We start from the raw sequence: 18,176 nt of genomic DNA, 5'->3' as shown, positions 1-18,176 counted from the left end.
TCACCCCAACACGGCGAGCAACGCCTCCGCGGGCAGCGGGTGGCGGGTGTCCCCGCGCGGGCCCGTCGTGGCCGTGGCGGTCAGCAGCGAGTCGAGGACGGCTTCCTCCACGGCGTCGAGTACGGCGACGAAGAGTGCGTCGAGCGAGTCGTCGGGTACGACGGCGGGTCCGGCCGGCGTGCCGGGGCGCCGGGTGCCGAAGGCCAGGCCGTAGTCGCCGCTGCCGTGCGCGTAGGCGGCGCCGACCCTGCCCAGTGCGTAGACGGCGCGGCGGGCGAGCCGGGTCAGCTGGCGGGCGTCCAGGGGCGCGTCGGTGGCGGCCACGACCATGCAGGAGCCGTCGTCCGGGATGGGCTCCGGAGTGGGAAGCCCGACGTCCGACGGGGTGACCGTGCGGCCCAGGACCCGCAGGGTGCCGCCGAAGTTCGCCTGGACCAGGACCCCGAGGGTCGCCTCTTCGCCCGCGAGCCGCACGCGCCGCGACGAGGTGCCGATGCCGGCCTTGAACCCGAGGGCGACCGTTCCGGTGCCCGCGCCGACCGACCCCCCGGCGACCGGCCCGTCCGACGCGGAGTCGAGAGCGGCCCGTACGTGCTCCTCCCGCACCGGGCGCGACCGGATGTCGGACAGCAGCCCGTCGTTGCACTCCCCCACCACGGGATTCAGACTCCGTGCGCCCGCCCCCTCGGGCCGCTCCAGCATCCAGCCGACCAGCGCGTCCGCGACCCGGAACGCGGACAGGGTCGAGGTGAGCAGGACCGGGGTCTCGATCGTGCCCAGTTCGGCGATCTGGGTGGTGCCGAGCAGCTTGCCGTAGCCGTTGCCCGCGAACACGCCGGCCGGCAGCGGGCTGCCGGGACCGACCCCTGCGGGCACGATCGCGGTCACCCCGCTGTGCACGCGCGGCGGACGGCTCAGCGTGGTGTGCCCGACCCGGATGCCGGGCACGTCGGTGAGGGCGTTGTGCGGTCCGGTGGGCAGGTCGCCGACGGTCAGACCGAGTTCGCGGGCTCTGCGGGAAGCGGTGGGTGGGGCGTGCATGACCGGCACATTAGCCCCACCGTCCGACGCCGGCGCACCGTCCGTCAGTCGGCCGCGAAGTCCCGTAGCCCGTCGGCGGAGCCGTTGTACCGGTCGTGGTCGCCGACCGTCTGCCCGGACGAGGTGTACTGCCACATGGTGTACGACGACCAGCCCGCCGGGAGTGTCCCGACCGAGGAGGCGTACCGGGCGACCCAGAGGGGGTTGGTCGTCCCGAAGCCGGTGTAGCCGCCGGTGCAGCTGGTCCACCAGGAGGTGGAGGTGTAGATGACGGCCGCGCGGCCGGTGCGGGCCTTGTACCGGTTCAGGAAGTCGCGGATCCAGGCGACCATCTCGCTCCGGGACAGGTCGTAGCAGGAGTCGCCGTAGGGGTTCCACTCGATGTCGAGGGCGCCCGGCAGGGTGCGCCCGTCGCCGGACCAGGCGCCGCCGTGGTCGACGAAGTAGTCGGCCTGTGCGGTGCCGCTGCCGGAGTCGGGGGTGGCGAAGTGGTACGCCCCGCGGACCATGCCGGTGCCGTAGGCACCGTCGTACTGTCCGGCGAAGTACGGATTCGTGTACGACGTGCCCTCGGTGGCCTTCGTGTAGGCCCACCGGACCCCGCTGCTCCACAGGGTGGACCAGGCGACGTCGCGCTGGTAGCTGGAGACGTCGACGCCCTCAGTCTGGACGGCCCGGGCCGTCGGCGGTACGGCGTCGGGGCGGCCGCCGACCACTCCGTCGTGGGCCATCACCCCGATGCCCATGTAGGCGCTGCCGCGCTCGGGTATGGACTCGCCGGAGGCCGGGGTGGCCGAGAGTACGGACAGGACGGCGAGCAGGCCGGTGAGGGCCGCGGTCAGTCGCAGGCTCGCGCGACCGCGCTGCGGGGGTATGGATCTTTGCATGCACCCCATCTGACCCTCGGTCGGGCCTGTCCGCACGTCATGCTCAGCCGACCGGCAACCCCCAGCGCGGCGCGTCCCCGTTCGGCGGTACGGGCGCGACGGTGAGGTCGGGCCGGTCGCCCTTGGCCGTGATCAGCGCCGAGTCGCCCTTCCGCAGCGCGACCTCGATCGCACCGTCGCCGGCATCCGCGTACCGCAGGGGGCGGCCCCGTCCGTCCCGTACCTCGATCGGCCCCGCGATCCCGTGCCGTACGACGCAGGGCGCGCCCGCCTCGCTGACCAGCCGCACCCAGCGGGTGGTGCCGCCCTCGCGGCGCGCGCTGAGCAGGAAGGCGCCCTGGGTGCGGAAGTCGTGCACGGATGCGTCCGCCCAGGCGGCGGGCAGGGCGGGGAAGACCCGAACGATCCCGCCCCATGACTGGCAGACCATGTCGTGCAGTGACTGGGCCGCCGACAGGGGCGTCTCGATGACCGGCCCGGACTCCTTGTACATGGTGTTGGGCTGGATGAAGCGGGTCATCAGCTGGCCGAGGTAGTTCAGCGCGTCCTCGCCCTTGCCGAGCAGGGCCGACATCGAGGCGGCGCCGGTGAAGGTGTAGCCCTGGAGGGCGCCCTCGAAGCCGACCCAGTGAGCGAGTGACTTCTCGATCAGGGCGCGTTCGTCGGGGGTGCGGCCGGTCCTCTCGTACAGCGGGTAGACGGCGAGCAGGTGCGAGTAGTGGCGGTGGGACTTCGCGAAGGGGATGTCCGCGCCGATCATGAAGCCGTTCGCGTCCGTGGGATACGGCACCCGCTTCGCCAGCACCTCGCGCCAGCGGGGCGTCAACGGGTCGTCGATGCCGAGGAGTTCGGCGGCCTGGAGCAGCGTGGTGCAGCCCCAGGTCAGCAGCATCAGGTCGTAGTTGCAGTCGCGGGAGTTGCCGCCGTACTCCGGAGAGAAGGTGGCGGGCAGGTGGAGTCTGCCGTCGGGGCCGGGCTCCAGGAAGTGCAGGTAGTAGTTGATCGCCTTGCGCAGCAGGGGGAAGAGGACGTCGCGGAGGATCGACTCGTCCATGGTGTGCCGGTAGCTGAGCCAGACATTGTGCAACGCCCAGGTCAGGTCGCCGACTTCGGGGGTCGGCGGGTCCTGGCCGGGGATGCCGACGCCGTAGCCGGTGAGGGTGCCGGCCGCGCCGTTGACCAGGTGGGGGTCGGTGGTGCGCGGGATGCCGAGCGAGTCGGCGCGGTAGGGCTGGGCGACCTCCTTCGCGAGGTTGTCCCGGTACTCGCTCAGCGCCCGTGTGATCGCGTCGAGTTCGAGGTGGTTGGAGCCGTGGACGAGCCAGTACTCCAGCTGGGCGTTGAGGTTCCACCAGGTGTTGGGCCACGGCGTCGGTTCCAGCCAGGGGCCGCTGGTCGCCATCACGGGGGCGTCGCGGCGGGCGGCGGAGGCGGCCTTGTAGAGCTGGATCCAGTAGAAGCGCTGGATGCGGGCGTCGGGGAGCGAGAGGAAGCTCTTGCGGTAGTAGGCGTGCCACCAGGTGCGGTGGGTCGCCGCGAGTGCGGAGTACGGCAGCGCGGCGGCGGTGCGGACGGCTTTGAGGGCTCGGTTCAGGGCCGTGGTCTGCGGGTACGAGTGCGCGACATGCACGTACAGGGTCCGGGTACGTCCCTTTGACCGCTCCTGCCATGCGGTGACGTGCTGCCCGCCCGACAGCAGCGGCTGTACGGCGGCGCTCACCCCGTCGTGGTCGGCGACCTCGGCGGGCGGGTTGCCCTGGTAACCGTCGGGCAGTGGCTTGAAGGCGGCCCGGGGGCTGATCGCGTCCGCCGGGTGGAAGACCCAGCGGAAGTCGCGCTCGCCCTCGCTCGGTGTCACCTCGACGGCGAGGACCGAGCGGTCGTTGTGGACCAGGGCGCGCAGGGCGAGGGTGCCCTTCTCGGTGGTGAGCGTGCCGGTCAACTCGGCGTCCCGCAGCGACAGTCGCCAGTCGAGGCCGGTGATCGCGCCGACCGGCTCCAGTGTGAAGTACCCGATCGGCAGCCGGGCGAGCCCGAAGAGGGACCCGAACTCGGGGCGGTGGTCCTGCACTTCGGAGTGCTGGACGTTGAAGCGGACGGCTGTGGAGGCGGCGCCCGGCTCGGCGTAGATGCCGGAGCCGAGGAAGCCGTTGCCGAGGAACGGGCCCTCGTACCAGGCCGTCGGCATGCGCTGCCAGACGAGGTCGGCGTCGGCGAGGACGGTGCGCCAGGGGTCGGCAGGGGTCGGGCTCTCTTCGGCCGCCGTCGCCGGGGTGGGCAGACCGGACGTCAGAAGTGCTCCGCCCAGGGCGGTTCCGGTGGCGAGGACGGTGCGTCTGGACGGGTCGGGTACGGAGGGGCAGGACACGTTGCCTCCCGGCGGCTCTGTGATGCGTGATTCATCGGAGCTATCCCGCGATGCAACATAGAGATGGGGTCATGCCGCGTCAATGGAGCGGGAGAGATCCGATGTGTCAGGACAGCATCCAAGCCCGGGTACCGAAGGAGGCGCACGCCCGCGCGGCCACCTCGGCCGCACCCCGCAGCGCCGCCACGAAGCCGTCCGCCGTCAACTGCCCCTGTACGGCGAGGTGATGGGCAAGGGCTCCGTGGAGGACATCGCCCGCGCCGAGGGTGTCGACGACGTGGACGGACGGCACCTCCACGGTGCCGCCCCCGTCGGGCCCTTCCCACACGATGGGCTCCCCGCCCCGGCTGACCGCCGCCCACCCGACCCCGTGCGCCCGCAGGAACCGCAGCACGTCCACCGGCGTGCTCGCGCCGGGCGGGCGGAAGTCGGCCGAGCAGACGGCCACGTCGATCGACGGCAGCAAGGCCTGTGTGCCGTCCTTCCAACTGCCCGCGTCGAGCAGGGTCGTGCGACCGGCGGCACGCGCGGCGCGGGCGACGGCCGTCGCCAGTTCCATGTGGTGACCGTCGAGCTCGACGATGTCGCAGGCGGCCAACAACGCCTCCAGGTCGTCGGGCGGTGCGAGCCGGTGGGCGGTGGCGTTGGTCGAGGCGACCGCGCGCTCCCCGCTCGACGCGGTGACCAGGATGGACGACACGGCGGGCGGCTCGGCCGAGTCCGCCGCCAGGTCGGAGACGTTCACACCGAACCGGTCGAGGTCCGCGGCGGCGGCGAGTCCCAGTGGGTGTGCGCCGACGGCCGTGAGCAGCCGGGCCGCTCCGCCCAGGTGCGCGAAGGCCACGGCCGCGTTCGCCGCCGGTCCGCCCGCGGCGACGGACTGCTCACGGGCCGTCAGTTTCTCGTTGGACCCCGGCACATGGTCGACGAGCTGGATGACGTCCACCGTGCACAGGCCGACGAACAGCCCTTCCGGACGCCCCTTCGCCACTGCTTCAGCCATCTGCGCCCTCTCCCCCGGTGTGTTGCTCGCCCGGCAGCCAGCGCAGGGCGAACCAGAGCTCCATCCGCACGTCGAGATCGTCCAGGTCGACGGCGAGCAACTCCGCCGTCCTGGCGATCCGCCGCCGGACCGTGTTGCGATGCAGTTCCAGAGCGGCGGCCGTGCGGTCCCAGTTGCCGTGCTGGGCCAGCCAGGTGCGCAGCGTCTCCAGCAGTACGGCCGCCCCGGGCGTGGAAGCGTCGGCGAGCGGGGCGAAACGGGCCCGCGCCAGCGCCACGGCGTCACCGGCGCCGACCAAGGAGTGCAGGCTCAGGTCCTGGACCCGGTGCTGCGCCCAGGGCGCGCCGACGGCCACGGCGTGCCGCAGCATCCGTCCGGCCTGCCGGTCGGCGATCTCCAGGTCGGCGGCGGCGACGGGGGCACTGAGCCCGAGGGTCCAGCCCAGACGGGTGACCGGCGCGAGGTCGGGCAGCGTGGAGCCGGCCGGGAGCAGTCCGCGCAGGTCGATGCCGTCGACGTCCAGGTACGGCGTGGCCAACGCGGTACCGAGGGCGGCCAGTTGGACCGGGTCGGCGCCAGGACGGCCAACGGGACCGGCATGCGAAGTCGTCAGGCGGCCGTGGATCACGATCCAGCTGTCCGGGGTGGTCCGCGCCGCCGACGAGAGCAGCGGGGCCACCTCGACCGGGTCGTGGCCGAGCATGAGGCGGACCAGAGCGGCTGCCGAGCGGGTGTCGGTGCCAAGGGCGTGCCGGGGAGTGGTCAGCAGGGACAGCAGGACGAGCGCTGTGCCGGTGACGGAGCGGTGCACGACCGTGGGCGGGCGAGCGGCGGCGATCCCGAGGACGAACACCCCGTCTGCCGTCTCCGCCGGGAGGGTGTGCACCGTCAGGTGGAACTCCGCGTGGTGTTCGACCGCCGCCGTCGGCGGCTGCGGCTTCCCGCCGGTCCTGCCCGAACGTACGCGCCCCATGGTCTCGGCGGCGAGCGCGTGCAGTTGCTCGACGACGGACTCGGCCGGACGGCTCCCGGCGGTGAGGAGCTCCTGCCCGTCCGGGTCCAACAGGACGGTCCACGCGCCCAGTTGGGAGGCGAGCCGGTTGAGCACCGCCTTGAGCGCGTCCGGGCGTGCCGCAGCGGCCGCCAAGGCGGCCTGGGCCTCCGAGATCTGCCGCAGCTCCCGGTGCCGGGCCTCCGCCATGGCCTGGTGGGCGGCGTGGTTGACGGCCACGAAGGGCGTGCCGGGTGGGATACGGAGCAGCGGCAGCCGGTGCCGGTCGCAGGCCGTGCGCAGGGCGGGCGGGACCTCGTCGTGCACGGGCGCGACCCCGAAGCCGAGCGCGGCGATGTCCGCCTCGACGAGCCGCCGGACGTAGGCGTCGACGGCCTCCTCCGTCTGCGGGAGACGAACCCCGGCGATCAGCAGGAGCTCGTCGCCGAGGAGGTACGGACCCGGGTCCGCCAGCTCCGTGGTGCCGATCGTGCCGATCAGGCGGTCCTCCCGGGGGCCGGCGATCTGTTCCAGGCCCAGGCCGGGGTCGGCGAGCAGCGTGCTCAGCGGGACGGTGGCGGTGTCGGGAGTGACGGTGGGCGGCGGCATGAGCGGTTCCTTGGATCCATGGGCAGGTTGTTTCGTCCCTTCAGGGTCAGGATATGAGATGGATCCGATACTGGGGTGCCGTGGCAGGCCCGCATACGGTTGCCGGACATCGAGCCCGAGCCCCGCCCCCAGGAGCCGCCGTCCATGGCCGTCACGACCGCAATCGCCGCGCCTCAGGCAGTCACCGAAGAGCAGCGCCTTCGGCGCGAACTGGCCGCCGTCTACCGCCTCGTCGCCCACTTCCGCATGACCGACCTGATCTTCACGCACATTTCGCTGCGGCTGCCCGGCCCCGACCACCACTTCCTCATCAACCCCTACGGCCTGCTCTTCGAGGAGGTCACCGCCTCGAACCTCGTCAAGATCGACCTGCACGGCAACCCGGTCGAGCCGACCCCGTACCCGGTCAACCCGGCCGGGTTCGTCATCCACAGCGCGATCCACGCCGCCCGGGCCGACGCGCACTGCGTGCTGCACACCCACACGAAGGCGGGCTGCGCCGTCGCCGCCCAGCGGGACGGGCTGCTGCCGGTCAATCAGATGTCCCTGGAGTTCCACGGCCGCCTCGGCTACCACGACTACGAGGGTGTCGCCCTCAACCTCGACGAGCAGCGGCGCCTCGTCGCCGACCTCGGCGACCACAGCGCGCTCGTCCTGCGCAACCACGGACTGCTCACCGTCGGCGAGACTCCCGGTGAGGCCTTCCTGCGCATGTACTACCTGGAGAAGGCCTGCGAGATCCAGGTCACCGCGCAGGCCGCAGGCGCTCCGCTCACCCTGCCGCCCGCCGACGTCTGCGAGCGCGCCGGACGTCAACTGCGCGCCGAGGACCACGGATCCGACCTCCAGGACGACCAGGCGTACGACCTGGCCTGGCAGGCCCTGCTGCGGCTGGTGGACCGTATCGCCCCCGACCACGCAAACTGACACTCCCCGATCCCCTCCACCTCCTGAAGATGATCATCCTTTGGGCTGCTGTTCGGATGGACGTCGGCCTTCCGCTCCCGCCCGTTGGCGTTCGGCTCACACCGTTCTCCCGGCATCCGCGCCGCACCGGCCGGATGTGCCGAGCCGACGAAAGGCACCCATCGTGCGCCGTCCCTCTTCGCAGTCCGTTCGCCGCGCCTGCCTGGCCGCCACCGCGGCACTGCTGCCGGCCGTCTGCTCCACCCTCCCCGCGCACGCCGCGACCTACGGCACCCCGACCATCAAGCTGTCCACCGCCTACCTGTCGGGCGCCGTCGGCGCCACCGGCGACCCGACGGTCACCGTGACCGTCGCCCAGAGCGGTGCGGACGCGAGCGCCCTCACCGTCGCCGCGTCGAAGACCAGCAAGTCGGCGGTCGCGGGCACCGCGGACGTCTCCGTCACCGGTACCGGCACCACCCGTACCGTGGCGGTCGCCGCGCACGCGCAGGGCTACGCGGACCTCACCCTCAAGGTCACCGGCCTCGGCGGCAAGACCGCCACCACCACGCTCCACTTCGCGGCCTCGCCCTCGGTCCAGTACTCCGCGGACGCCCGCTACCTGACCGGCGCCAGCGACGCCTCCGCCGGCGTGGACGTCGGCGGCGGGTATGTCGTGGTCGCCAACGACGAGGACAACACCCTGCGCCTGTACGACGGTTCGGCCTCCGGCGCGCCGGTGAAGACCTGGGACCTCGACAGCGCGCTCGACGCGGACAAGGAGGTCGACATCGAGGGCGGCACGCTGGTCGGCAGCACCATCTACTGGACCGGCTCGCTCGGCAACAACAAGGACGGCGAGTACAAGGCGGACCGCAACACCGTCTTCACGACCACCGTCTCCGGCTCCGGCGCCGCCACCTCGCTCACCTTCGGCAGCGCCTACCACAAGCTCCGCGACAACCTGGTCGCCTGGGACGAGGCCAACGGCGACCGGTACGGCTTCGAGGCGGCGACCGCCGACGGCCAGGTGCCCAAGGAGATCAACGGATTCAACGTCGAGGGCCTGGAGTTCGCTCCCGGCTCCACCACCACCGCCTACGTCGGCTTCCGCGCCCCGCTGGTCCCGCCGCAGACCGGCGGCAAGGCCCTGATCGTGCCGGTGACCAACATGAACAAGGTCGTCACCGGCACCGCCGCCACCTTCGGCACGCCGATCGAGATGGACCTCGGCGGTCTCTCGATCCGCGACATCCGCCGGAACTCCCTCGACCAGTACCTGATCCTGGCCGGTTCCTGGGCCGCGGACGACAACAGCGACCCGTACGCCCTCTACTCCTGGGACGGCGTCGCCGGACACCAGCCGGTGAAGGTGCTGGACCTGCCCACGACCGACGCGGGCGGCTGGGAGTCGATCGTCTCCGTGCCCGACCTCACCCAGTCGGGAGCCCGCGTCCAGCTGATCACGGACGACGGGGCCGCCGACCTCTACGGCGACGGCACCGAGGCGAAGGACCTCACCCACCCGGAGTGGCAGAAGTCCCGCAGCACCTGGTTCACCCTGGGCTGACCCGGCGCCGGGTCACCGGACCGACAGTAGATTGACGCCCTCCCCTCCCTGCAGGGAGGGGATTCCTGGCTCAGGCTGCCTTCGGGAGTAGCGCCCCCGAAGGTCTTACGCCCTCGACACCAGCCGGGTTGAGACCAGCCCGGACGAGCATCACACGGGCGGAGTTCTTGTCCCTGGGCGAGACGGCTCCGCACGCGGTGCAGGTGTAGGTACGCTCCGACAGCGGAAGTGCGTGCTTGGTTCTCGCTCCGCACGATGCGCAGTCCGTAGTGGTGTGCGCGGGGTGCACGAGGCGGATGTCCCGCGCGTGCTTGCGACCCATCTCGATCAGCGCCGTCTTGGTGGCACCGATCGCCGCGTCAGCGGCTTTACGGGCCATGGTGGTCTTGGCGAGGAACTTCGGCCGGAAGTCCTCGACGGCGATCGCATCGTGGTCGGTCACGACGCGCTTGGCCCACTTGCGGGCGGTGTCCTGCCGCTGCCTGGCGATCTTGGTGTAGGCCTTGGCGCGCCACCTCTTCGCCTCGCGGTAGCCCTTCGACGACGCCTGTCCCTTCTTCGGCCTGCGGCGGGCCATCATCCGGTCGTACCGGGTCAGCTTCGCCTGCGCCTTCCGTCCGTGCTGTGGGTGGGAAAGGTCGTAGGCGCCGGATGTGGTGGTGGCGGTCTCCTTGACGCCCCAGTCCACGCCGAGCACCGCGCCGGTAGCGGGGAGCGGCTGCACCTCGGTGGCGACGACGAACGAGGCGTACCAGTGCCCGACCGCATCCCGATACACGCGCACGCTGGAGGGCGCGGACGGGAGTTCGCGGGACCACACCACCGTCACCTCGATGCCGCCCGCAAGGTGGAGGCGGCCGTCCTTCAGCCGGAACCCGCGCTGCGTGTAGTTCAGCGTCGGCAGCGCTTCGCGCTTCTTCTTCGGCCGTGGCATCCCCGCGCGCTGCCGCATCGGCAGGCGCTTTTCCATGTCCTTCAGCGCCTTGGCGCGGGACTTGGCGAAGTCGCGGATGGTCTGTTGCTGCGGCACCGAAGCGCCTTCACTCAGCCACGGCGTCTTGGCGCGGGCCTCGGTCAGCATCTTGTCGAGTTGGGCCGGGCCGCACGTCAGCTTGTCGCCGGGATTGGCCCGGTTGTGAGTATGCGCGGCACGGGACTTGGCCACGGCCTCGTTCCAGACCCAGCGGCAGCGGTCCCACTCTGCGCGCAGCAGGGTGCGAGCGGTCGACGACACACGCAGACGGTAGGTGTACCGGGCAGGCCCAGCGTCCTCCAGTGTCGTCACGCCACCATTCTGCCACTACGGTTGAGCTCATGGATCATGAAGTGCGCATCACGCTCCGGCTCCCCGCCGATCTGCACACATGGCTGACCGCTCAGGCCAAGTCCGCCCGCAGGTCCCTCAACTCCGAGATCCTTCACCGGTTGGAAGCCCCGCGCTGCGACGTCTCCGTGGACGACCAGTCACCCTGACGGCGATCGCCCTTTCCTTGCCCTGCTCCGCAAGGGTCCGATTCCTCCCTGGCCTCAAGGCCGGGGCATCCTCGAAGATTTCAGGTGAACGGTCCATGCCATACGGCCGATCGCATCCATCCAGGCCAGACCCGGTGAAGGAGACACGGTGACCCTGCGCGAGGACGATCCGCGGACCATCGGCGGATACCGGATCGAAGCGCGCATCGGCACCGGTGGCATGGGCGTCGTCTATCTCGGCCGGTCGGTGTCGGGGCGGGCCGTCGCGGTGAAGGTCGTGCACGCGAAGTACGCGGAGAACGCCGAGTTCCGGGCCAGGTTCCGGCAGGAGATCGCGGCGGCCCGGCGGGTGAGCGGCGCGTTCACCGCGCCGGTCCTGGACGCCGACCCGGATGCGGAACGGCCGTGGATGGCAACCGCGTTCGTGCCGGGCCGCACGCTCGCCGACCGCGTCACCGACGACGGCCCGCTGGACTGGCCGTCCCTGCGCCGCCTCGGCACCGAACTCGCCGAGGCGCTGCGGGAGATCCACCGCGCGGACGTGGTCCACCGGGACCTCAAGCCCGGCAATGTGCTGCTGCTGGAGGGCGGCGGCGAGGACGGGGCGGTGCGGGTCATCGACTTCGGCATCTCGCGTGCGGCCAGCAGCGATGTCCATACCCAGACCGGCATCGTGATGGGCTCGCCGCCGTTCATGGCGCCGGAGCAGTTCAGCAGCCCGCGCGAGGTCGGCCCGGCCGTGGACGTCTTCTCGCTGGGCGCGGTGCTGGTGTACGCGGCGACCGGGCGCAGCCCCTTCGAGGCGGAGAACGCCTATCTGGCCGCGTACAACACCGTGCACAGCGATCCGGATCTGGGTCAACTCCCCAAGCCGCTACGGCCGTTGGTGTCCCTGTGCCTGACGAAGGAGCCGACGGCGCGGCCGACCTCGGCCGAGGTGCTGGAGACACTGGCCGCCCTGCCGGTGGAGGTGACCGACGAGGAGCCCTCGGGCAGCCCGGCTCCCGTGGTCACGGAGACGGTGACGACGCTGCCGCCCGTGGCGGAGAAGAAGAAGCCCCGGAAGAAGACGCTTTGGCTCGCGGCGGCCGGTGCGGCGCTGCTCGGCCTCGCGGGGACGGTCGTCGGGGTCAACCTGGACGACGCCCCGGCGGCGAGCGACAGCCGGAACGGCGTACGGGCGACCGGGACTCCCGCTGTGCCGGTGGGCTGGAAGCCGTGGCACAACGCGCTGAAGCCGGACGAGGACGACCCGTTGAGCATGGGTATCGGGTCGTCCTGCACGCCGGACGCTCTCGGCGTGTTCTGCTCCTCCCCGCGGGTCGCGCTGATGCGGCTCAACCCCGCGACGGGCAAGGTCGACTGGAGCAGGCCGATGAGCGACAAACAGGTCGACGGCATGTCGCTCAACGATCCCGTCGTACGCGACGGCGCTGTCTACGTCAGCAGTGCCGACCGCAACGAGGGAGTGGACGCCTTCGACGGCCGGACCGGGAAGCGGCTGTGGCATCTGGACGGTCCGGTGGGGCAGTTCGACGCCATGGGCGGCGTGCTGCTCGTGCGGATGGACAAGCTCACGCTCAAGGAGTCGGACGACGCCGCGCGCTATGCGGCGTACGAGCCGCGCACGGGCAAGGAGTTGTGGCAGCGGACGCTGAAGGCGAAGTCGGGCCAGCCCTTCTACGAGGGCTCCGACGGCGTGCTGTACGCCGACCTGCGCGGCGGCACCGGCCAGATCGCGCGCATCGACGCCCGCTCGGGCAAAACTCTGGGCACGGTCACTCCGCCGAAGGGCGATCTGTGGCTGGCCACGATCCACGACGGCACGGCGTACTACGCGCGCTGGGAGGACAACACCGGCGTCTCCGCGGCCTTCTTCATCCAGGACCTCGACAGCGGGAAGACCCGTCGCATCGACTTCCCCTGGAGCGTGCAACCGGAGGCGCCGCCGCTCGTGCGCGGCGACACCATGTACATCTTCGACTACGGCAACGAGACCCTGCTCGCTCTCGACCTCAAGCGCGGCAAGCCGCTGTGGACCAGCTCGCGCGAGCTGCGCGTTTTCAGTGAACCGTCCCTGCACGACGGGCGGTTGTACGTGAACATGCCGGACACCAGCGTGATCGCCCTCGACCCGGGCACCGGCAGGGAGATCGGCCGCACCAAGCCGTCCTTCGACACGGAGGGAACCTCGTTCGAGGAGCTCTCCCCGAGCGGGACGCCGCCGCTGCTGGTGGGCCGGGTGCTGTACGGGGTCAGCGGGCCGGGCGTCTTCTCGGTGGCCGACGTGACCTGACCGGCTGCCTGCTCACGTGGCGGTCGCCGCGGCGGCCGCGCGGCCCGCAGCACGGCCGGAGAAGAGGCAGCCCCCGAGGAAGGTGCCCTCCAGGGAGCGGTATCCGTGGACGCCGCCTCCGCCGAAGCCGGCGACCTCACCGGCCGCGTACAGACCGGGTATCGGCGTGCCGGTGGCGTCGAGGACGCGGCCGGACAGGTCGGTCTGGAGGCCGCCGAGGGTCTTGCGGGTGAGGACGTTGAGGCGAACGGCGATCAGCGGCCCGGCACTTGAATCCATGATCTTGTGGGCCGAGGCCGTGCGGCTGAGGGAGTCGCCGACGTAGGTGAGGGCGTTGCGGATGCCCATGACCTGGACGTCCTTGGTGTACGGGTTGTCGATCTCCCGGTCGCGCGCGTCGATCTGGCGTTGCAGGTCGTCCAGTTTGATCAGGTTGTCGCCGGTGAGTTTGTTCATGCCGCGCACGAGCTCCGACAGGGTGGTCGCGACGACGAAGTCGACGCCGTTCTTCTTGAACTTCTCGATCGGCTCCGGGGTCTGCCAGATCCGGGACAGCAGCTGCCAGACGTCCTTGTTGGTGAGGTCGGGGTTCTGTTCGGAGCCGGAGAGGGCGAACTCCTTGGCGAGGATCTTCTGGGTGGTGACGAACCAGGAGTAGTCGTAGCCGGAGGCGGTGATCGAGCCGAGGGTGTGCAGGGTGTCGTAACCCGGGATGTCGGGTGTGCTGAAGCGTTTGCCGGTGGCGTCGAACCACATCGAGGACGGGCCGGGCAGGATGCGGATGCCGTGGTTGGGCCAGATCGGGTCGTAGTTCCTGAGGCCCTCGGTGTAGTGCCACATCCGGTCGGGGTTGACGATGCGTCCGCCCGCCTGCTCGGTGATGCCGAGCATCCGGCCGTCCACGTGCGCGGGCACGCCGGTGACCATGGACTTCGGCGGGGTGCCGAGGCGGGCCGGCCAGTTCTGCCGTACGAGGTCGTGGTTGGCGCCGATGCCGCCCGAGGTGACGACGACGACCGGGGCGTGCAGTTCGAACTCGCCGACGACCGTGCGGGAGCTGGCCTTGCCGCGGGCGGCGTCGCTGGGCTCCAGGATCGCGCCGCGTACGCCGGTGACGGTGCCGTTGGTGGTGACGATGCCGTCGACGCGGTGGCGGAACTTGAAGGTGACCTTGCCGGCCGCGACCGCCGCGCGGACCTTCTTCTCGAAGGGTTCGACGACGGCGGGGCCGGTGCCCCAGGTGACGTGGAAGCGGGGCACCGAGTTGCCGTGGCCGTCGGCGAGGCCGCCGCCGCGTTCGGCCCAGCCGACGATCGGGAACCACTGCACGCCGAGCCCGGAGAGCCAGGAGCGTTTCTCGCCGGACGCGAAGTCCACGTACGCCTCGGCCCACTTGTAGGCCCAGTAGTCCTGGCCGGTGGGGTCGTCGACGCCCCGGTCGAAGCCGGCCGTGCCGAGCCAGTCCTGCCAGGCGAGGTCCTGGGAGTCCTTGACGCCCATCAGGCGCTGCTCGTCGGAGTCGACGAAGAACAGCCCGCCGAAGGACCAGAACGCCTGCCCGCCCAGACTGGCCTCGGGCTCCTGGTCGAGGAGCAGCACCTTGCGGCCCGCGGCGGCCAGTTCGGCGGTGGCCACCAGGCCGGCGAGTCCGTGGCCCACCACGATGGCGTCCGCGTCCTGCGTCTCGGCGCCGAAGGCGGGCACGGTCTGGGCGAGGGTCGCCGCGGCGAGGACTCCGCCGGCCACCGTCAGGGCGTGGCGCCGGGTGATCGCGGCCGGGACCGCTGCGTTCTGCATGGGCTGCCTTCCGGAGGGGACGGAGGGGACCGGGGATGCACGAAGTGCCACAGGTGCCACCGTGACGACCAGGGGTTACCGACGGTAGCCCAGAGAGTCCGGCGCCGCCAGAGTGCGCTTTCTACGAACTCCGCGGCAGGGCAGGGGAATTGACCGCAACGGACGCCGACAGGCCTCGGTGCGGACGTGGTCGGGGAATCACCCGATGCCCGCGGACTCCTCCGGGGCGTGGCTGTGATAGCGCAGCAGGAGCATCGCCGCGTCGTCGTGGGGCGGGCCTGCGGCATGCCGGACGACGTCCTCGCGCAGGGTGTCCAGCGCGCTCTGGGCGTCCGCCTCCTTCAGCAGATACGCCCGTTCGCCGAGCGGATAGAAGGTGCCGTGCTCGTCGCGCGCCTCGCTCACGCCGTCGGTGTACAGCAGGAGTTGCTCACCGGGGGCGAAGCCGACGGGAAACGGCTTGGGGCTCCCGTCCCCGTACACGCCCAGGCCCAGCGGCAACCCGTAGGAGGGCGGGCGGGGGAAGTCCGCGGTGCCGTCCTCGTGGACCACCATGGGCGGCGGGTGCCCGTAGTTGAGGAAGACGACCTTGTGGTCGGCGCCCACCTCGGCGAGGACCGCGGTGACGAACTTCTCCCCCTCCAGCACGCGGTCCACGCTGCGCTCCAGGCGCTCACCCAGCCGCACCAGGTCGGGCTCCTCGTGTGCCGCCTCACGGAAGGCGCCGAGCACCACGGCGGCCGTCTCCACCGCCGCCAGCCCCTTGCCCTGCACATCGCCGACGATCACCCGCACCCCGTGCGGGGAGGCGACCACCTCGTACAGGTCGCCGCCGATGCGGGCCTCCGCGACGGCCGAGGTGTACGACACCGCCGCCTGAAGGGGCCCCGCGGTCAGCGGCACCGGCCGCAGCAACACCTGCTGCGCGACCTCCGCGATCGACCGCACACTGGCCAGCTCGGCCTCCCGGCGGCCGCGCATCACGGCGGCCGCTATGCCGGCGCCGGTCACGCCGACCACCGACACCATCGCCATGAAGCCCCGGCGTTCCTGGAACAGCCCGTCGTAGAGACCCAGTGCCACGCACAGCATCAGCGCGGCAGCGCCGAACATCGCGGTACGGCGCCAGCCGCCGACCAGTCCGGCGAAGGCGGGCCCCAGCGACGCCAGCGGCAGGAATCCCAGCCCCGGCCCGGTGAGGACGTCACCCAGCGCCACGGTCGCCATCACCGCGACCGGCAGCCAGGCCAGCACGGTGTGACTGCGCTGCGGCTTCGTTGCGGCCATGGCGTGCTCCAAGGCGTCCCTGCGCTCAGGAGCCACCAAGGGCCCCTTCCCCACCTCTCGACGTCGAACAGCCTGCCAGTCGGTGCTGTGAACCGGTCTTCGCTTTACCCAATTGAGGCCGAGAGAGGATATTTACCGACCAACCGTCGCCAGGGTTTCGAGCAGACCGGTCGCGGCCTGCCGGAGCCGAGGGGACCCTTCCGTGGCGAACAGATGCAGGCGTTCACGCACTCGCGCGTCGTCCGGCGGCAGCGTTCCGGAGGCTTTCACCCAGCGCTTGAGACGGAGGGCGGCTTGGTAGCGGACGGACTCGTGCGGGTCCTCCAGGCCGTCGAGGAAGCGGCGTACGTCCTCGTGGGCGCTCCGGTCTCCCGCCCCGTCCGTCCTGAGGAGCGAGAGGGCGGCGGCCCGTACCTCCGCCGAAGGTGCCCGGTCCACCAGGCGCCGTACGGCCGGAAGGGCCTGGGGCAGGTTGGCCAGCGCGTTCCGGGTCCGCCAGACCTCGTCCGGCACCGACGTGAGGTGGGCGACCAGCGACTTGGCGACCGCATGACGCTCCCACGGACGCAGCCCGCCGTCGACCAGTGCGCCCAGACCGTCCATGGCACCGGCTCTGAACACCGGGTCGGCGTCGTCGAGGTGCGGGAGCAGCAGCCATACGGCGTCCCAGGCGCCCGACTCCCCGACGGCCACCGCGGCGGCCGCCCGGGTGGGGCCGGAGAGGGTGCGGTCGTCGAGGGCGGTGCGCAGCTGCCTGGCGGCTTCGGCGGTGTCGATGCCGCCGAGGGCGCACGCGGCGGAGGGGCCGGCCTCCGGGTGGTGGAGCCAGCGCACGGCCGGGCCGGTCGCGCGCCGGTCGCCGCGGTGCCCGAGCCTGTTGAGCAGCTGTGACGCCACGCCCGGGTCCCGCTCGTCCACGAGGGCGGCGGCCAAGGCGTCGGCCACCGGTTCCCCGTCGATCCTGGACAGTCTCCGCGCCGCGGCGATCCGCACCGGTGGGGACTCGTCGCGCAGCGCGTCGACCAGCGAACCCTGGACCTGTGCGATGCGGCGGACCGGTAGTGCGTCCAGGGCACGGGCGCGGGTCGGACCCGTGCCCTCGCATGCCGTGCGGAGTACTTCCGCCTCGACGGCGGGGTCGCGGAGGTGTTTGCGCACCATGCGGTCGGCACGACCCCAGACCTGGGAGTCGGGGTCGCCGAGGAGTGCGACCAGCGCAGGGACGTCACCGGGCGTGCCCAGCGCGTACAGCGCGTCCAACGCGTTGATCCGCAGGTGACGCTCGGTGTCGCCCAGCAGTCGGGCGAGTGCCTCGGTCACCGACCCGCCGCTCAGGGCCAGCCGGATCGCGGCGCGCGATGCCCTGCGCCGCACGATCGGGTCGGCATCGGCCATCAGCGCCGGCAGCACCTCCGCGCCGGCCTCCCGGTCCCCGAGCCGGCCCAGGGCTTGAGCCGCGGCCGCCCGCACCTCGGGCTCGGGGTCGCGTGTGGCCCGTACGAGATGAGCGGTGTGCTCAGGGCGGCCGATCCTGCCGAGCCCCTTGGCCGCCGCCTCGCGCCGCCGCGGGTCCGTTCCCGGGGCGGCCAACTCCCGCAGGAAGTAAGCGATCTGGTGCTCGGCCTGCATCCCGTCCTCCGCGCTCGGCCCCGCGTCCTCACCGCCGGCGGCCTGCCCGCTGTCGCCCGGCGCGTGGACTCCGCCCCGCGACTCCCGCAGCCCACTCCGGCGCCGCGTCCGCCCTCGCGCCAAGTAGGACTTGCGGGGCGGCCGCAGGTCGTGCGGGGCACGGTCCCGGTCAGCCGTCCGACGAGAGCCGCGGCCGTTTCCCGGTAAGACTCCTCGGACGCCCGGAAGTTGTTCCCGTCGCGGCCCCGGTCAAGTGTCCCACCTCGCCGCGGCCGACACCGCAGCCGCACCCATGCCCCCCGGCAAAGCTCCTACTGCA

General features: G+C 71.8%; 13 protein-coding genes. 4 read left to right on the top strand and 9 right to left on the bottom strand.

The window, feature by feature from the left end; genetic code table 11:
• The 5 genes from ACQEWB_RS47880 to ACQEWB_RS47860 all read right to left on the bottom strand — a co-directional run bounded on the left by ACQEWB_RS47880 (position 1) and on the right by ACQEWB_RS47860 (position 6,899).
• Entirely contained in the window at positions 1–1,041 is a 1,041-nt protein-coding gene (locus tag ACQEWB_RS47880; protein WP_432842938.1) for a P1 family peptidase, read from the bottom strand.
• A 44-nt stretch (positions 1,042–1,085) separates the two neighbouring features.
• Positions 1,086–1,937, bottom strand: a complete 852-nt coding sequence (locus ACQEWB_RS47875) for a lysozyme (protein ID WP_432842936.1) — start codon at positions 1,935–1,937, stop codon at positions 1,086–1,088.
• Between the two features lie 34 nt (positions 1,938–1,971).
• On the bottom strand, positions 1,972–4,296 hold the full coding sequence (locus ACQEWB_RS47870) for a glycosyl hydrolase family 95 catalytic domain-containing protein (RefSeq protein WP_432842934.1): 2,325 nt from the start codon (positions 4,294–4,296) through the stop codon (positions 1,972–1,974).
• Between the two features lie 106 nt (positions 4,297–4,402).
• A complete protein-coding gene (locus tag ACQEWB_RS47865) occupies positions 4,403–5,299 on the bottom strand; it encodes a PfkB family carbohydrate kinase (RefSeq protein ID WP_432842932.1) in 897 nt (298 codons plus the stop codon).
• Positions 5,292–6,899, bottom strand: a complete 1,608-nt coding sequence (locus ACQEWB_RS47860; RefSeq protein ID WP_432842930.1) for a PucR family transcriptional regulator ligand-binding domain-containing protein — start codon at positions 6,897–6,899, stop codon at positions 5,292–5,294. Before ACQEWB_RS47860 ends, ACQEWB_RS47865 begins: the two co-directional genes overlap by 8 nt.
• A gap of 144 nt (positions 6,900–7,043) precedes the next feature.
• Between ACQEWB_RS47860 and ACQEWB_RS47855 the strand changes: the two genes are divergently transcribed.
• Together ACQEWB_RS47855 and ACQEWB_RS47850 are read left to right on the top strand one after the other, a co-directional pair.
• The gene (locus ACQEWB_RS47855; protein WP_432842928.1) at positions 7,044–7,826 is read left to right on the top strand and encodes a class II aldolase/adducin family protein; all 783 of its coding nucleotides are present in this window, start codon (positions 7,044–7,046) and stop codon (positions 7,824–7,826) included.
• 163 nt (positions 7,827–7,989) lie between these two features.
• Complete coding sequence (locus ACQEWB_RS47850) at positions 7,990–9,375, top strand: DUF3616 domain-containing protein (RefSeq protein WP_432842926.1); 1,386 nt, start codon at positions 7,990–7,992, stop codon at positions 9,373–9,375.
• A gap of 70 nt (positions 9,376–9,445) precedes the next feature.
• Here the strand turns inward: ACQEWB_RS47850 and ACQEWB_RS47845 are convergent, their stop codons facing one another.
• Positions 9,446–10,609, bottom strand: coding sequence for an RNA-guided endonuclease InsQ/TnpB family protein (locus tag ACQEWB_RS47845; RefSeq protein WP_432842924.1), 1,164 nt, complete (start codon positions 10,607–10,609; stop codon positions 9,446–9,448).
• 80 nt (positions 10,610–10,689) lie between these two features.
• On the opposite strand from ACQEWB_RS47845, the gene ACQEWB_RS47840 reads away from it, so the two are divergent.
• Together ACQEWB_RS47840 and ACQEWB_RS47835 are read left to right on the top strand one after the other, a co-directional pair.
• A complete protein-coding gene (locus ACQEWB_RS47840; RefSeq protein WP_432842922.1) occupies positions 10,690–10,848 on the top strand; it encodes an Arc family DNA-binding protein in 159 nt (52 codons plus the stop codon).
• Between the two features lie 148 nt (positions 10,849–10,996).
• Positions 10,997–13,144, top strand: a complete 2,148-nt coding sequence (locus ACQEWB_RS47835; protein ID WP_432842920.1) for a protein kinase domain-containing protein — start codon at positions 10,997–10,999, stop codon at positions 13,142–13,144.
• 12 nt (positions 13,145–13,156) lie between these two features.
• Here ACQEWB_RS47835 and ACQEWB_RS47830 read toward each other — a convergent pair whose 3' ends face one another.
• The 3 genes from ACQEWB_RS47830 to ACQEWB_RS47820 all read right to left on the bottom strand — a co-directional run bounded on the left by ACQEWB_RS47830 (position 13,157) and on the right by ACQEWB_RS47820 (position 17,857).
• Positions 13,157–14,941, bottom strand: coding sequence for an FAD-binding dehydrogenase (locus ACQEWB_RS47830; protein WP_432842918.1), 1,785 nt, complete (start codon positions 14,939–14,941; stop codon positions 13,157–13,159).
• A 198-nt stretch (positions 14,942–15,139) separates the two neighbouring features.
• Positions 15,140–16,228 carry a PP2C family protein-serine/threonine phosphatase gene (locus ACQEWB_RS47825; RefSeq protein ID WP_432842916.1) on the bottom strand — a complete coding sequence of 363 codons (1,089 nt, stop codon included), beginning with the start codon at positions 16,226–16,228 and terminating at the stop codon, positions 15,140–15,142.
• Between the two features lie 132 nt (positions 16,229–16,360).
• Positions 16,361–17,857 (bottom strand): HEAT repeat domain-containing protein, encoded by a 1,497-nt coding sequence (locus ACQEWB_RS47820; protein ID WP_432842914.1) that lies wholly within the window; start codon positions 17,855–17,857, stop codon positions 16,361–16,363.
• Positions 17,858–18,176: the final 319 nt, after the last annotated feature.

The organism is Streptomyces sp. CA-249302 (assembly GCF_050936785.1).
Classification (GTDB): domain Bacteria; phylum Actinomycetota; class Actinomycetes; order Streptomycetales; family Streptomycetaceae; genus Streptomyces.
Note: the sequence above shows the minus strand (reverse complement) of the source record. Positions and strands in the feature narration are given on the sequence as shown.

Bases quoted from the DNA above. Each gene is read 5' to 3' on its own strand.
- ACQEWB_RS47820 (WP_432842914.1), bottom strand. From the start codon at position 17,857: ATGCAGGCCGAGCACCAGATCGCTTACTTCCTGCGGGAGTTGGCCGCC.
- ACQEWB_RS47865 (WP_432842932.1), bottom strand. From the start codon at position 5,299: ATGGCTGAAGCAGTGGCGAAGGGGCGTCCGGAAGGGCTGTTCGTCGGC.
- ACQEWB_RS47880 (WP_432842938.1), bottom strand. From the start codon at position 1,041: ATGCACGCCCCACCCACCGCTTCCCGCAGAGCCCGCGAACTCGGTCTG.
- ACQEWB_RS47855 (WP_432842928.1), top strand. From the start codon at position 7,044: ATGGCCGTCACGACCGCAATCGCCGCGCCTCAGGCAGTCACCGAAGAG.
- ACQEWB_RS47875 (WP_432842936.1), bottom strand. From the start codon at position 1,937: ATGGGGTGCATGCAAAGATCCATACCCCCGCAGCGCGGTCGCGCGAGC.
- ACQEWB_RS47840 (WP_432842922.1), top strand. From the start codon at position 10,690: ATGGATCATGAAGTGCGCATCACGCTCCGGCTCCCCGCCGATCTGCAC.
- ACQEWB_RS47825 (WP_432842916.1), bottom strand. From the start codon at position 16,228: ATGGCCGCAACGAAGCCGCAGCGCAGTCACACCGTGCTGGCCTGGCTG.
- ACQEWB_RS47860 (WP_432842930.1), bottom strand. From the start codon at position 6,899: ATGCCGCCGCCCACCGTCACTCCCGACACCGCCACCGTCCCGCTGAGC.
- ACQEWB_RS47830 (WP_432842918.1), bottom strand. From the start codon at position 14,941: ATGCAGAACGCAGCGGTCCCGGCCGCGATCACCCGGCGCCACGCCCTG.